A 15,400-nucleotide genomic window follows, 5' to 3' on the forward strand; every position below is an offset into this window, starting at 1 on the left:
AGGGCTGGCCATGCAGTGGGTGTTGGGCATTGACACGAGCAACTACACCACGTCGCTGGCGGCTGTGGAGTGGACAGAGGGCCGGCGAGTGGTGCAGGCACGGAGCATCTTGCCGGTTCCACACGGGGAGAGGGGGCTTCGTCAATCCGAAGCGCTCTTTTTTCATGTACAGCGGCTGCCCGGATTGTTCGACCAACTGTACGCACAGCTGGTGACGCATGATGCGCACGTTGTCTGGCGCGGGATTGGGGTGAGTGTGCGGCCGAGACCGTCGTGTCGTTCTTACATGCCGGTCTTTTCGGCGGGATGGAGCCTGGCATCCTCGCTTGCCCGGACCCTAGGTGTTCCGGTGCTGCCGGTGTCCCATCAGGAGAATCATTTGTCGGCGGCTGAGTTTGCACTCCTGCGCATGGCCTCGGTCGAGACGGCGGGGCAGGAATCCTTGTTCCCGCTTGGGGCGCCGTTCATCGGCATTCATCTCTCGGGCGGCACGTCGGACGTCGTGTTGGCGCAAAGCACGCGCTTTGGCTATCGGATCGACCCGGTGGGGGAAGGCATGGACTTGCATGCGGGGCAATTTGTCGACCGGGTGGGCGTCGCCATCGGGCTCCCGTTTCCGGCCGGACCGCACCTGGAACGTTTGGCGGAGCAGGCGGATGAGGCCCTCGCCTTGCCCTCGCGGGTGGTACAGGGAAAGATGAGCTTTTCCGGGCCGTGTTCCGCAGCCTTACGTGCCCTCGCCGACGGAGCAGCCCCGGCCTCCGTTGCGAAAGGGGTTCAAGTGTGCATTGCCAACTCGGTGGTGAAGGCCGTCATGTATGCGTACGCTCGGTGTCCCGATGCGGCGGGCGTGCTGATTGCCGGCGGCGTGGCGGGCAACCGGGCCATTCAAGGGCGCGTTTTGCATCGGCTGCGGATTCAGGCGCCGCGGTTGGCCATACGCTTCGCTCCGCCGGAATACGCACGTGACAACGCAGTGGGCTGCGCCCATCTGGCTCGTCGCTTTCTGTCCGGGACACGTCCAGACTCCTAGATGCAGGCCCGTCCAGAGTGCGGTATAATGGCCGAGACCATAATTTCGATGATTTCTGACGCGGGGGGCGGGTGTCTTTACCATGGCTGACATTTTGAAGGTGCCTATGGACAATGAAATCTATGATATCACCATTATCGGGGGAGGCCCAACGGGTCTATTTGCCGCGTTTTACTGCGGTATGCGCGATCTATCCTGCAAAATTATCGACAGCTTGCCGCAGTTGGGTGGCCAGCTGGCCATGTTATACCCGGAAAAATATATTTATGATGTGGCTGGGTTCCCCAGAGTTTTGGCCCGAGACTTGGTAGAACAGTTGAAAGAGCAGGCGGCGCAGTATCATCCGGCCATATGCTTGAACCAGCAGGTGCAAACCTTGAACAAGCGCGAGGACGGCGTGTTTGAGTTGGGGACCAGCGAGCAGGTTCACCTGGCACGCGCGGTGATTATCTGCGGCGGCATCGGCTCCTTTACGCCGCGGCCGCTGCCGGCGGCAAGCGCGCAGCAGTTCGATGGGCGCGGCGTCTACTACTACATTGATCAGCTGGAGCGCTTCCGGGGCCAGCGTGTGCTCGTAGTCGGCGGCGGAGACACGGCGTTGGACTACGCTCTGATGCTGGAACGTTTGGCCAAGAGCGTGACCTTGATCCATCGTCGAGACAGGTTCCGTGCGCACGAGGACAGCGTGAAACAACTGTATGCCTCCGGTGTGCAAGTGAAGACGTTCACAGAACTTATCGACGTGGACGGAGATGACCAGGTGCGAGGGGCGACGTTGATTCACAACCAGACAAAAGAGACCGAGCGCATCGAGCTGGACGCCATCGTCAGCGGACTGGGTTTTTCCGCGTCACTCGGTCCCATCAAGGATTGGGGCCTGACCATCGAAAAGAACGACATTGTCGTAAACACCCGCATGGAAACCAACATTCCGGGCGTGTACGCGGCCGGAGACATTGTCACCTATCCAGGCAAATTGAAGCTGATTGCGACCGGGTTTGGCGAAGCCCCGACGGCCGTCAACAACGCGAAGACGTATCTCGATCCGGACGCGCGGCTGTTTCCCGGTCACAGCAGCGAGCGAAAGGCGTAGACGGCGATGGCAGGGCTGGCGATGGAAAGGGATGCTGTACCCAACGAGGGTGTGCTGAGTGTTTCCGATTTGACCGCCATCATCAAGGAGCGGCTGACTGGGGACGTCCGCCTGCGCCTGTGCGCGGTCACCGGAGAACTGTCGAATTTCAAACACCACACCAGCGGACACCTGTATTTCACGCTGAAGGACGACAGGAGCCGCATTCGGGCGGTGATGTTTTCCCGCTGGGCCCGCTCTCTTTCTTTCGTTCCCAAGGATGGCATGCGCGTCATTGCCCGCGGCAGCGTGGGTGTGTTTGAGCGTGACGGACAGTACCAACTGTACGTTGAAGACATGCAGCCCGATGGGATTGGCGCTTTGTACATAGCCTTCACCCAGCTTCGGGATCGGTTAGCGGCGGAAGGGTTGTTTGCCGCCGAGCGGAAACGTCCGCTGCCCCCGTACCCGCGCCGGATTGGAGTGGTCACATCACCGACCGGCGCCGTCCTGCGGGACATTTGTTCGACGCTGCGCAGGCGCTATCCTCTGGCCCAAGTCCTGCTGGCCCCCGCCCGCGTCCAGGGCGAAGGGGCCGCAGCAACGGTGGTGGATGCTCTGCGCCGGCTGGAACGTTTTCACACCCAGTGCAGCCCCATCGACGTTATCATCGTGGCCCGGGGAGGCGGGTCGTTGGAAGAATTGTGGCCCTTCAATGAGGAGATGGTCGCGCGTGCGGTGGCCGCGTGCCCGGTCCCGGTGATCTCCGCCGTTGGCCATGAGACCGATTATACGATCTGCGACTTCGCGGCCGATGTCCGCGCGGCCACCCCTACGGCGGCCGCTGAGCTGGCCGCTCCGCATATCGGTGAAATGCGTGTCACACTGCAGCGCCTTGACCAGTCAGCGCGACAGGGATTGCTGGCTTGCGTGGAGCGGTCCAGACGTCGATTGGAGACGGCGGCAGCCCACACAGCCTTGCAGCACCCAGACAAGGAGTTGGCTCGGCGGCGGCAGCTGGTCGATTATCTGGAAGGGGAAGTCATGCGCCAGGTTCATCGTCCATTGACGCTTGCTGACCGGAGGTTGGGCGGACTTCAGGTGCGCCTGCACATGGTTCAACTCACCGGTCGACTCGGCCGCGAGCGGGCGCGCCTGGAGGCGGTTCGTGAACGGGTGCAGAGCTTGCAGCAACGGCGGATACAAAACCTGACCAGCATGTTGGACACGCGTATCGCTCAGTTGACCGCACTCAACCCGTTGTCCGTCTTGCAACGCGGGTACACATTGGTCTATCGGGGGGAGGATGAACTGGTCACGTCCGCGGTTTCCGCCAAGCCCGGTGATCATCTGAACATCCGCTTCGCTGATGGATCCGTTCCGGTACGGGTGCTCAGAGAGGAGGAGGCAAGTTCGCATGGAATCACTCGAACCCGTTCAAGGGAATCAGGACGAGCCGAACAAGTCCGACTTGACCTTTGAACAAGCGATTGAACGTCTTGAAGAGATCGTTCGCCTGTTGGAGAACGGGGCTCTTTCCCTATCTGAGTCGATTGAAAGGTACAAAGAGGCGATGCAACTGGTCCATTCCTGCCGGCGACAACTGGATCAAGCCGAGTTGGAAATTGAACGGTTGCTGGAGGATGGACAGACCGTGGGTCATTCCCTTGAGGGAGACGTGGAAGCATGACGGGCAGGGCTGAGGGAATCGAAACCTACATCGAACATTGGGCTGAGCGCGTGAACGAATACCTGGCCTCCGTTTTCACTGGCGACGATCTGCGGCCAAGGGGCCTGTTTGAGGCCATGAACTACAGTCTGCTGGCGGGCGGAAAGCGGCTGCGCCCCATTCTCTGCTTGGCGACCACCGAGACGTTGGGAACCGCTCCGGAGTCCGCGCTCCCTGTCGCTGCCGCCGTGGAAATGATTCATTCCTATTCTCTCATTCACGATGATTTGCCCACGTTGGACAACGATGACTTGCGGCGCGGGCGGCCGACCAACCACAAAGTATTCGGTGAGGCCATGGCTCTGCTGGCGGGAGACGCTCTTCTGACCTACGCTTTCGAGCAACTGTCTCGTCCCCAGTTAGCCAAGACATTTTCAGCTGACAGCCTCGTCCGGATGATCTATACATTGGCACACGCAGCCGGCTGCTTCGGCATGGTGGGCGGACAAGTTGCTGACGTCCAAGGCGAGGGGCAAGCAGGCAGTGAGGATGAGCTGCGGTTCATCCACATACATAAGACAGCGAAGTTGATTGAAGCTGCGGTTCTTCTGGGTGCTCACGTGGCCGGTGCGGACGCTGATTCGATATCCTCCTTGGGCCGGTTTGGCCTGCATCTGGGGTTGGCCTACCAGATGGTCGATGACCTGTTGGACGTCACGGAGACAACGGAACACTTGGGAAAGACTGCCGGCAAGGATGAAGCGGAAGGCAAACTGACCTATCCGCGGTTATTCGGCGTGGATGCGACTCGGGAACGCATTGAGGTCGAACTGCGAAAAGCGCGTGCAGCTCTCGCTGATGTTCAGTCACGCGGTATCGATACCCACCGATTGCATGACTTGGCCAACTACATGATTCGCCGCTCCAACTGAGGTCAGTGGGCGTCTGCCAGTCCGCGGCTGTGCGCGGACGTGCATAACGAGTCGCGAGCCACCTACTTTTCGGTCCTGAGCCGGTGTCGGCCGCAGTCGTTTTTTGCGTCCCATTTACGCATTAGAGGCGGTCGCGCGCGTATGCTATAATAGTGGCTGTCAACGGGTGGCGCAGTATTCTAGTCAACCGTCCGTTTCTGAAGGCGGGGCTAAAAATCCGCCAAAGGGCACATCGATGAAGTTCCTGGTGTTGGCTTGGGGCGCCCAGCCCTGGGCTGGTGCTGGGAGTTAAGAAAGATGGGCAGTCCGCAATGGCATGCGGAGTCTGACCCAGCTTTCGCGGAGGCCCAAGTACGTGGCCTGCCATGTCGCGGGGTTACGGCTTGGGGTATGAACCTGCATGCGGAGCTCATCTGTGTGCAGCGTAGCCTGCCTTGAGTGGTGCTGAAGGATTGCGGGGAGCAGGCAGTCTCGTCTTGGCCGAGACGAGGTTGCCGGTGCCGCATGAAATCTGTGCTGCAAAAGAGGCTAGGAAACGGCAGCGGTTGTTGCGGAAAACGCCTAGACTGTTCGCCAAAAGCGGGGCTTTCTGAGGATTATAGTGTGGACTCAGTGGTAATCTAGTCTGACAGTCGGCGACGCTGTCAAGGAGCGGGTAAAGGGAAACCGCCTCGGCGGCGACGCGGGGTTCCGTTCCTGGGAAAACCTACTGGACCTAAGCCACAGCGTTTACTCAGAAAGTTGCCACCCGGCTGCCTTATTGGGCAGTCGCAAGACGGAGGTATCCTGTTACATAATGAAAAAGAGTTCGTTGCGCGGCGCGTTGCCGTTTATCTTGACGATTGCCGCGCTGTCGTTTCCTATCAGTGGCGTCTTTGATACGTCCACTATTTTTTTAAACGAGGCGCCATGGTACATTGGGGCCATCGTGGTTCTGCTGATTGTCTTTATTGGCGCCCTCTTTGACATGCTTGGCGTGGCCGCTGCGGCGGCCCGCGAGACCCCTTTTCACGCGATGGCATCTAAGCGCGTGTTTGGAGCTCGGCGCGCCATCCAAATTGTTCGGAATGCCGAGAAAGTTTCCAGTGTGTGCAGTGATGTCATCGGCGACATCGCCGGGGTTTTGAGCGGCGCCGGGGCGCTGGCTGTGGCCACACAGTTGAAAAATGCCTTTGGCTGGTCCGGTTGGTTGGATGAAGCGTCGGTTATCGTCCTGACAGCGCTCACCACGGCGCTCACGGTGGGGGCCAAGGCGTGCGGCAAAACCATCGCAATTTCTTCTCCGACACCCATTATTCTCTTTGCCGCCAGAGCCGCAGATACGCTTTTGTTCTTTCGTGGGGGTTCGGCTGGTCGCAAACGGTAGCTTCCATGGCCTATCCGTTGCCCAGTGCAGGTCATGGGAATATGCGCTATTATGGAAGCATGAAATGGGGTGTTCGTCACGCTGTTAGATCAAATTCATGAACCATCTGACCTGAAGCGTTTGACGGAGACGGAGTTGGTCGAATTAGCCGGGGAGATTCGTCAATTTCTCGTCGAGTCGGTTGCCCGTACGGGTGGTCACTTCGGGGCTAATCTCGGCGTGGTCGAACTTACATTGGCTCTGCACAAGGTGTACGACAGCCCGCGGGACAAACTGATTTGGGATGTGGGCCATCAGGCCTACGTTCACAAGCTGCTGACAGGACGCCGGGACCGTTTTCCTACCCTGCGGCAGCACGGCGGGCTTGCGGGCTTTCCGCGCCGCGACGAGAGCCCACACGACGCGTTTGGAGCAGGCCATGCCAGTACGTCCATTTCGGCGGGAGTGGGCATGGCGGTTGCCCGGGACCTAAATCGGGAACGGTACAAAGTGGTTTGCGTCATCGGCGATGGGGCCTTGACGGGCGGTATGGCCATGGAGGCGTTGAACCATGCAGGCCATTTGGGTCTGGACCTGACCGTCATCTTGAATGACAACGAGATGTCCATTGCGGAAAACGTGGGAGCTGTGTCGCGCTACCTCACACGTTTGCGGACGGATCCCACGTATTCGCGGGCCAAGATGGAGATTGAGCAGACCCTGCGCAAACTCCCGGCCATTGGGGGGCGATTGACCAAGGGATTGGAGCGGCTGAAAGACAGCTTGCGGCAATTCGTCGTTCCGGGTCAGTTTTTTGAGGGGTTTGGTTTTAAGTATTTAGGCCCTATTGACGGTCACGATCTACCGGAACTCATCCGTGTTTTGCGCGATGCGAAGCATCTCCATGGTCCCGTGTTGATTCATGTTATTACAAAAAAGGGAAAGGGCTACGCCAGTGCCGAGGCGGCTCCTGACAAGTTCCATGCGTGGCCTAGCAAGTCGAAGGCGCAGGGACCGCCGAGTTACTCGTCGGTGTTTGCCCAGACGTTAATCGAGCTGGCCCGCAGGGACCCACGGATTGTCGCGGTCACTGCCGCCATGCCGGATGGTACGGGATTGAACAAGTTTGCCGAGGTGTTCCCGCAACGGACTTTTGACGTGGGCATCGCGGAACAGCATGCGACCACCTTCTGCGCTGGTCTGGCAGCCGCCGGCAAGCGTCCGGTGTTTGCGGTATATTCGACCTTTTTGCAGCGGGCATACGACCAGTTCATCCATGATGTGTGCATTCAAAAGCTGCCCGTCGTGTTTGCGATTGACCGCGCCGGTCTGGTGGGGCCAGACGGCGAAACCCACCAGGGGGCGTTTGACCTGGCGTATCTGAGAACGGTGCCGAACGTGACGGTTATGATGCCGAAGGACGAAAATGAGCTCCGACACATGCTGTATACGGCTCTGACCGTGGAGGGGCCGGTTGCCGTTCGCTACCCGCGGGCGGACGGTTCCGGCGTGCCATTGGACGACAAGTTGACGGTTTTACCCATCGGTCAGGCTGAGGTGCTGACCCACGGAACGGACCTGGCGATTTTGGCGCTGGGGCCAATGGTGGACGTGGCCAAACAGGTCTCCGACCACTTGTTGGTGCAAGGGGTGGCGGCCACGGTGGTGAACTTGCGGTTTGTCAAACCCCTGGATGTGAAGCTGCTATTGCAGTTAGCGGATCAACAGATGCCGCTGATGATCATAGAAGAAGCTTCACTGGCCGGTGGTGTGGGTTCTGCTGTCTTGGAGTGCCTTGCGGATCATGGTCGGCAAGTGCCGGTGTTGCGAAGGGGATTGCCCGACCGGTTTATTGAACACGGCTCTCGCTCCGAGTTGTTGGCCGAACTGGGCTTGACGGTGGATTCATTGGTGAGCGACGCTTTGGCGTTGCTGCAGGATGTGCGGCAGAACCAGGCCAGTTCATCGCGCGCGTGGAGTTGATATGGCCAAAGTTCGGGTTGATGTGTTGGCCACTGCGATGGGACTGTTTCCCAGCCGGGAGGCAGCGCGGCGCGCCATCATGGCCGGCCTGGTCACCTGCAACGGGCGCCGAGTGGACAAGCCCGGGACCATGGTCCCTGATGATGCCGTGATTGAGGCCCTGCGGTCGGAACACCCGTACGTCGGTCGCGGCGGATTGAAGCTGGAACGCGCTCTGCGCCAGTTTGGCCTGCGGTTGGACGGCAAAATTGTGGTCGATATCGGGGCGTCCACGGGCGGTTTTACAGATTGCGCGCTCCAACACGGTGCCCAACTGGTCTACGCGGTCGATGTGGGGTATGGGCAGCTGGCGTGGCGCCTGCGCAATGACGAGCGGGTTCGGGTGATGGAGCGGACGAATTTTCGCCACGTGGACCCTGGGGCGTTCGACCCAAGGCCCGAGGTGGCGGTGATGGACGTATCATTTATCTCCACGCGTCTCTTGCTGCCCAAATTGACCACAGTCCTGCCAATGGGTGGGGAGGTCATTAGCCTCGTGAAGCCACAGTTTGAGGCGGGCCGTGACAAGGTGGGCAAAGGGGGGATTGTGCGCGATCCGTGCACCCACCTGGAGGTCTTAAGCGGTTTGGTGAATTGGGTGTACGAACACGGCATGTCGTGCCACGGGCTCGACTACTCACCCATTACCGGTGGTGACGGTAACTTGGAGTATCTTGCCTGGTGGCGTGTCGGCACGGGCGCTGCTGGCTCGGTTTCCCGACGGCAGTGGTTATCGAAAGCCCAAGATATAGTCCGACAGGCTTGGTCGGACCTGCGCGGCCAACAGGTTGACCTCTCGGGATGCGGCCCAAGCGATGGGTCACCGTTGGGCGGATAACCGCGGGTGAGAGGAGGGCCTCCATGGGGTGGCAGGCGGCTATCGCTATCGTTATTGGAGCCGCCTTTGTGCTGCTGGTGCTTCGGTCCATGCTGTCGCAGTGGCGGTCCTCGGAACAAACGACGCCTTTGCGGGGAAAACTGAGTGCGGCCAAGCAGTGGCTGGAGGACAACGGATACCAGATTACGCATGTGAAAGCCCGCTGCGAATGGGTGGGGTACTACGATTCCCGGGAGTTCCGCAAAACTTTGACGGCCGACTTCATCGTGCGCAAAGGAGCGCGTTCCTTTGCAGTAAAGGTCGTCAATGCTCGGGAATCGGGCATGAGCGGAACCCGCATGCGCGAGCAGTGGTACCCGTTGTATGCCGCTTTTCAGGTGGACGGCATCCTGCACCTGGATGTCGATCAGGAGCACGCGCACACCGTGGATTTCGAAGTGAAAGCGCCGCGTTACGTGGTGACCCGCAAGGTGATCAACCGTTGCTTATGGCTGCTATCGGGGGTTCTTCTCGGGCTCATCTGGTCCCATATGCAATGACTATGACACATGTAGGGCGTGACGAGGAGGGTGCCAGCGGTGAGGACGGTGGCAGTCGTGGCCAACCCGCACAAGCCTCGGGCCATGGACGTGCAGGCGGCTTTGGCCGTTCGGCTTGAGGCGAGCGGTTTAGGGGTATATTCAACGACAACAGCGATGGAACAGGGTTGGTCCGATGCCGTGCGGTCGCAGGTCGCCAGCGCAGAACTGGTATGTGTGCTCGGCGGAGACGGCACCTTGCTCGGGGTCGTACGGGAACTGGCCGGACACACGGTGCCGTTGCTCGGGATCAACATGGGGCGGCTGGGATTTCTAACGGAGGCGGAGCCAGCCGATCTCGACGATATCGTTCACCGGCTGGTGCACCGGGAATATGACTTGGAGCGACGGTTGATGCTGGAAGCCCGTGTCCATCGCGCAGGTGAGTGTATGGGCCGACTGGTCGCCCTCAATGAGGTGGGCGTCGCAAAAGCCGCCTTTGGTCGGATGGTGACCGTCGACACGTACGTGGATGGCGTGTTTTTGGAGTCGTACAGTGGGGATGGTGTCATCATTGCAACCCCGACCGGATCTACTGGGTATTCCTTGTCGTGCGGCGGACCCATCGTCTGTCCGCACCTGTCGGTGATTCTGGTGACACCCATTTGCCCACACACCCTGTCCACGCGTCCCTGCATCGTCGACGACACACAAGAAATCCGTCTGGTGGCGCACGCCGCCCATGAGGACCTCGTTCTGACCGTCGACGGGCAAGTCAATGTGCGGCTACAGCCTGGGGACGCGGTGACTGTGCGGCGAGCGTCGACCGATGCGGTACTCGTAAAGTTGCGGGATAGGGAGTTCTTCTCGGTGTTGAGGACGAAATTGCACGGAGGGGAAGACGGGCCGGCGCGCTCGTGACGGTCCTACGCGGCACGACTGGGGGAAGGTGCGGCTATGCTGTTGGAACTGTCCGTCCAACGGATTGCTCTGATCGAGTCGTTACATATCCATATCCGTTCGGGGCTCACCGTGTTCACAGGAGAAACAGGAGCCGGTAAGTCGATTCTTCTGGACAGCATCGGCTTGTTACTGGGCAATCGTGCCAGCTCCGACTGGATTCGCAGCGGGTGCGACGATGCGGTCGTCGAGGCTCTCTTCGAAGTCGACAGTGAAGACGTTCGGCGTATGCTGTCGGAATGGGGGTTTACGGACGCGCTGGAGGAGCCGATTCTGCTATCGCGAACGATTCACAGGTCCGGCCGCAGCGTATGCCGGATAAACGGGCGCCTGGTCACGGTACAGATGCTGCGCGAACTGGGCATGAGGCTGGTACAGCAGCACGGACAGCACGAGCACCAGGGGCTGGTGCGCAGCGAAGAGCAGTTGCGTGTCTTGGACCTGTACGGAGGGCATGAGCGGGCCCTGGAGGAGATGCAGAGCGCATACCAGGCGTGGCGTGAGGCGGATGCCAAGTACCGTGAAGCGCGGATGGATGAACAGGAACGGGCGCGCCGTCTGGATATGTTGTCGTTTCAGATACAAGAGATAGAAGGTGCTCGCCTTCGTCCCGGCGAGGAAGAGGAACTGCGCGAGCGCCGGGCGCGTTTGCAGAATTTGGACAAGATCTATCGGGCGGTGCAGCAGTCCTTGGATTTGCTGGATGGATCATCCGGAGCAGTCGCCGCGCTCACGGAATCCCGGGAAGAGATCGCTGCGGCTGTGGAATTCGCAGCGGAGTTGCGGGAAACCGTAGACCTGTTGGAAACAGCCCAGGTACATGCGGAGGAGGCCGCCCATTTTCTGTCGCGGTTTGTGCATCAGTTGGAAGCCGATCCGCAAGAGCTGGAACAGACGGAGGCGAGATTGGCCGAGATTCGCGCCCTGGAACGGAAGTACGGGACTACGGAGGCTGAAGTCCTGCAGTACTACGAGGAAATCCTCGCTGAGCACCAGCGGCTTCTCGCCCACGATGAACAACTGGCAAAATTGGCAGCCGCGTGCGAACGCCGCCGTCATGAGATGGAAGAAGCGGCCGAAAAGCTGCATCGGTGTCGACTTGAGACCGCCGCCAGGCTGAGCGACGAAATTGAGCATGTGCTGCGTTCTCTGGATATGGAGCACGCCCGTTTTGCCATTGACGTGCGCCTGCGGACGACCGGAGACGGCGATATGGCGTACAGCGAAGCCGGGGCGGACCAGGTGGTGTTCTTGTTTTCCGCCAACAAAGGCGAAGAACTACGGCCCTTGGCCAGAGTGGCGTCCGGCGGGGAACTCTCGCGCACGATGCTGGCCGTCAAGTCGGTATTGGCCGAGGTGGACGGGTTGGATACGTTGATCTTCGACGAGATCGACACAGGCGTCAGCGGCTCGGCGGTCCACAAGTTGGCTACTGTGTTGCGCCGCTTGGGCCATGGCAGGCAGGTGCTGTGTGTAACACACTCACCCCAGATTGCGGCGGCCGCGGTTGACCACTACGTCATCCGCAAGCAGGAGCGTGAGACGGATACCATCAGCTTAGTGGAACGCCTCGACGAAGACGGTCGGATTCGCGAGGTCGCTCGGTTAATCGGATCGGATTTGGCCGATGCCACAGCTTTCACACACGCGCGGGCCTTGGTGGAGGGCTTTGCCCATGCATCCGCAGAGGGCGCCTGACGTGGTAGGTTTTTTGCATCATTAAAGCGTTCCCCTCGGGGCACCTTACAATCACGAAGCAGACCGTGGGAGGTGCCGGTTCAAGGGGGCGTAGACGATGCAATCCAGATGCAGGAGTCGCGTGTGGTGGCGTATCGGTCTTGCGATTTCCGTGGTCTCCATGTGCTTGTCTCCACCCGTTCGACAGTTGGCTAATTCCCCGCCGGAAGTACGCTTGCCCGCGGGAGGGCGCGCCGATGTATCGGTCGGCTGGAAAGCCTTCTGTGTCCATACCTCGGATGCCCGCGTGGTGGAAACAGATACCCACTCTCGCGCACACGCATCCGCACTTTCTCTCATTGGCAAACACCCAGGCCAAGCCTATGTTTCCACCAAAGTACTGGGCGTCATTCCATGGAAGGCGGTTCGGGTGCAGGTGCTTCCTGCGTCGTCCGTCTACGTCGGTGGGCAATCGGTGGGCATCCGCATGAACTCCCATGGGGTCATGGTCATCGGGTACCAGCGGGTTGGAGGCCAGGATTCACCAGCTGCGCGGGCGCACGTGCAGATTGGAGATGTCATCGAGCGTGTGAACGGTGTTCCTTTGACGAACGCAGACGACCTTCAACGCTTATTGGCTCGTTTTTCCAGATATCATGCCTTGACACTCACCATTCGTCGCCATGGGCGCCTGCAAACCCTTCATGTGCAAACGGCTTCTGACCCGTCAGGAAGAGGACGTCTGGGATTGTTCGTTCGCGACCGCACCTCAGGGGTTGGCACGTTGACATTTTACGATCCGTCCGATCAGCGATTTGGTGCCTTGGGGCATGTAATCACGGATGTGGATACCGGTCAGCCGATAGACGGGGATGGTTCGGTATACGAGGCTGAGGTCATCGGCCTGGTCAAGGGGACCGCTGGTCACCCGGGCGAGAAGCGTGGGCGCTTTGTGGCTCCTTCCGTGTCCATGGGCCGGATCGACAAAAACACGGCTTTTGGTGTGTTTGGGAGCATGAAATCACCCCCGCCTCATTTGTACTTGCGCCATCGCGTCCCTGTAGCCCTGCCGGAGCAGGTTCATGACGGTCCGGCTGAGCTTTTGACAGTGGTTTCGGGCGAAAGAGTGGAAGCCTTCCAGGTCGAGATTGAAAACATACAGAGCCAAGACGAGCCAAAGACCAAAAGTATGGTGATTCATGTTACAGATCCCCGCCTGTTGAAGCTGACCGGAGGCATCGTTCAGGGTATGAGCGGCAGTCCAATTTTGCAGGATGGCCGTCTGGTCGGGGCTGTGACACATGTTTTTGTATCCGATCCGTCCCGCGGATACGGGGTATACGCCCGCTGGATGATGCGGGAGTGTGAAGCCGATACAGATGCTGGCGCGGACAAAGTCCGGACGGCTTGGGCACGGAATGGCCATGTCGAATCATGTCGAATACGGATTGATTGACGCGAAAACTATTCAGAAAGCTTGGGCAGGACATCCGCTCAGGGTGTCGAATAACAAAAACCGACAGTCAAGCGGGGAGGAATTGCCCAGTGGCAGGTTTTCGCGTATTGATTGCAGATGATAATCGCGACTTTGCTGAGCTTCTCCATGAGTACATCTCGAGTCAGGACGACATGAGTGTCTGTGGGCTCGCTTACAATGGCAACGATGTGGTGAAAATGGTGCGCGAGCAACGTCCCGACGTCCTGATTCTGGATATTATCATGCCCATGCTCGATGGCCTGGGGGCATTGGAACGATTGGTCGAAAGTGAAGAAACGATGCCGAAGGTGATCATGCTGACAGCCTTCGGCCAAGAATCTGTGACAAGGCGGGCAGCCGAATTGGGGGTCTCTTATTTTGTGTTGAAACCGTTCGACATGCCTGTCCTGGTGGAACGTATTCGTCAGGTTTGCACATCCAATACTGTGGCGGCCACGGCATCGGTTCACGCCTTGGCGCCTGTGAACACCGCGGAGCCGGCCGCTTCCGACAATCAGGCCGATGCCATTTCTCGGCATGCCCTGGATGCGGCTATCACCCAGATCATCCACGAAATCGGGGTGCCCGCGCACATCAAGGGCTATCACTATTTGCGAGAAGCGATTGCGATTGTGTTTCGAGATGTGGAGATATTAGGATCCATCACCAAGGTGCTGTATCCTCAAATCGCTGAGCGCTACAAGACCACACCGTCTCGTGTGGAACGGGCCATTCGCCATTCGATTGAAGTGGCGTGGGGACGCGGGAACATGGAAGCCATCCGCAACGTGTTTGGGTACACGGTGAGTGCGGCTCGCACGAAACCCACCAATAGCGAATTCATTGCCATGATTGCGGACAAGCTGCGGATTGAATATAAGGTGGGGTAAGGCTTCGGTGGAATCCACCGCTGGAGGCCGCAGCTGCTGGAGCTTGTACTTTGGCACGTCCGATTGCAACATCTTGCCAACTGTCTTCCGGGTATCTTACATTGTCAGCTGAACTCGCAAATGGACCACAGAACGAGGGGACTGCCCCTAAGTGCCTTTGGCACTGTTGGGGCAGTTTCCACATCGTACGGAATTATCGATAATCGAAGCCGAACAAACGTCGCCGCTAGCTGGAACATTCACCCCTCCAATACCAGCTGCATCATTGTTCAAGGAATGATGCGCTATGATGATTTACAAACAGAGAGCAGGCCAAAGAAGCACATCGCTAGCCATGATTACTGAAGTTTGCGAATCAGGAGGATGATTCCGCTTTGGAGAGAGCTTCAAGCATTCAAAGGATGCTATTGAAAGCACTTCATGGGCGAGATGCTCACGTGAGTCCGCAGGAGGTATTCGAAGGGATTGATTGGACCGTAGTTGGGCAGATTCCTCCTGGATGCCCGCATTCAATTTGGCAGATAGTACATCATCTCATATACTGGCAAGACTTCTGTCTGGAGCTGTTGAAGGGTCACAATCCACCTGCGCCTGCACACGCATCCGACACATGGATTGCTCCAATGAATCCAGCGAGTGCGGCAGAGTGGAAGGATACCGTAAACGTTTTTCTGGCAGGCATGCGAAAGCTGGCTGATGCCATCGACAGCGATCTTGACGAGGAAGTGGCTGCACTTTCCGGAACCTCTCGGGTTGAAATCCTTGGCAGTGTGATGGCTCACAACAGCTATCATCTGGGCCAGGTTGTGCTCCTGAGGCGAATGTTGGGAACTTGGCCACCAGCTTCGGGTGGTGATACATGGTAACATACATGCATCGGAATATTGCAATTGCCTATTGTGTGAGAATCTCGCTAGAAAGCTGTTTGATGGATTCGAAAGTATCACATGAGTATCACATGAGTAGG

General features: G+C 58.7%; 14 protein-coding genes. All 14 read left to right on the plus strand.

The window, feature by feature from the left end:
- Positions 1–10: 10 nt before the first annotated feature.
- The 14 genes from ASH01S_RS08870 to ASH01S_RS19665 all read left to right on the plus strand — a co-directional run bounded on the left by ASH01S_RS08870 (position 11) and on the right by ASH01S_RS19665 (position 15,299).
- Positions 11–1,033: a tRNA (adenosine(37)-N6)-threonylcarbamoyltransferase complex transferase subunit TsaD gene (locus ASH01S_RS08870; protein WP_083516978.1), complete on the plus strand. Its 1,023-nt coding sequence runs from the start codon at positions 11–13 to the stop codon at positions 1,031–1,033.
- 82 nt (positions 1,034–1,115) lie between these two features.
- Positions 1,116–2,126 carry an NAD(P)/FAD-dependent oxidoreductase gene (locus ASH01S_RS08875; RefSeq protein WP_067926684.1) on the plus strand — a complete coding sequence of 337 codons (1,011 nt, stop codon included), beginning with the start codon at positions 1,116–1,118 and terminating at the stop codon, positions 2,124–2,126.
- Positions 2,127–2,147: 21 nt separating this feature from the next.
- Positions 2,148–3,587 (plus strand): exodeoxyribonuclease VII large subunit, encoded by a 1,440-nt coding sequence (xseA, locus tag ASH01S_RS08880; RefSeq protein WP_067926734.1) that lies wholly within the window; start codon positions 2,148–2,150, stop codon positions 3,585–3,587.
- The gene (gene xseB, locus ASH01S_RS08885) at positions 3,523–3,795 is read left to right on the plus strand and encodes an exodeoxyribonuclease VII small subunit (protein ID WP_067926686.1); all 273 of its coding nucleotides are present in this window, start codon (positions 3,523–3,525) and stop codon (positions 3,793–3,795) included. The genes xseA and xseB overlap by 65 nt, the downstream gene beginning before the upstream one ends.
- Positions 3,792–4,706, plus strand: a complete 915-nt coding sequence (locus ASH01S_RS08890) for a polyprenyl synthetase family protein (RefSeq protein WP_245629001.1) — start codon at positions 3,792–3,794, stop codon at positions 4,704–4,706. Before xseB ends, ASH01S_RS08890 begins: the two co-directional genes overlap by 4 nt.
- Before the next feature lie 796 nt (positions 4,707–5,502).
- Positions 5,503–6,072, plus strand: coding sequence for a CNNM metal transporter family protein (locus tag ASH01S_RS08895; protein ID WP_067926689.1), 570 nt, complete (start codon positions 5,503–5,505; stop codon positions 6,070–6,072).
- Positions 6,073–6,141: 69 nt separating this feature from the next.
- The gene (gene dxs, locus ASH01S_RS08900) at positions 6,142–8,034 is read left to right on the plus strand and encodes a 1-deoxy-D-xylulose-5-phosphate synthase (protein ID WP_067926692.1); all 1,893 of its coding nucleotides are present in this window, start codon (positions 6,142–6,144) and stop codon (positions 8,032–8,034) included.
- A 1-nt stretch (position 8,035) separates the two neighbouring features.
- Positions 8,036–8,911 (plus strand): TlyA family RNA methyltransferase, encoded by an 876-nt coding sequence (locus ASH01S_RS08905; protein WP_067926694.1) that lies wholly within the window; start codon positions 8,036–8,038, stop codon positions 8,909–8,911.
- A 23-nt stretch (positions 8,912–8,934) separates the two neighbouring features.
- Positions 8,935–9,450: a hypothetical protein gene (locus tag ASH01S_RS08910; protein WP_067926697.1), complete on the plus strand. Its 516-nt coding sequence runs from the start codon at positions 8,935–8,937 to the stop codon at positions 9,448–9,450.
- A gap of 39 nt (positions 9,451–9,489) precedes the next feature.
- Positions 9,490–10,350: an NAD(+)/NADH kinase gene (locus tag ASH01S_RS08915; protein WP_067926700.1), complete on the plus strand. Its 861-nt coding sequence runs from the start codon at positions 9,490–9,492 to the stop codon at positions 10,348–10,350.
- A gap of 36 nt (positions 10,351–10,386) precedes the next feature.
- Entirely contained in the window at positions 10,387–12,087 is a 1,701-nt protein-coding gene (recN, locus tag ASH01S_RS08920; RefSeq protein ID WP_067926703.1) for a DNA repair protein RecN, read from the plus strand.
- A gap of 97 nt (positions 12,088–12,184) precedes the next feature.
- Positions 12,185–13,522 (plus strand): SpoIVB peptidase, encoded by a 1,338-nt coding sequence (gene spoIVB / locus ASH01S_RS08925; RefSeq protein WP_083516979.1) that lies wholly within the window; start codon positions 12,185–12,187, stop codon positions 13,520–13,522.
- An 89-nt stretch (positions 13,523–13,611) separates the two neighbouring features.
- The gene (spo0A, locus tag ASH01S_RS08930) at positions 13,612–14,433 is read left to right on the plus strand and encodes a sporulation transcription factor Spo0A (RefSeq protein ID WP_067926708.1); all 822 of its coding nucleotides are present in this window, start codon (positions 13,612–13,614) and stop codon (positions 14,431–14,433) included.
- A 401-nt stretch (positions 14,434–14,834) separates the two neighbouring features.
- Positions 14,835–15,299: a DinB family protein gene (locus ASH01S_RS19665; RefSeq protein ID WP_373278555.1), complete on the plus strand. Its 465-nt coding sequence runs from the start codon at positions 14,835–14,837 to the stop codon at positions 15,297–15,299.
- Positions 15,300–15,400 lie beyond the last annotated feature (101 nt).

It is taken from the genome of Alicyclobacillus shizuokensis NBRC 103103 (assembly GCF_001552255.1).
GTDB classification, from domain to species: domain Bacteria; phylum Bacillota; class Bacilli; order Alicyclobacillales; family Alicyclobacillaceae; genus Alicyclobacillus_G; species Alicyclobacillus_G shizuokensis.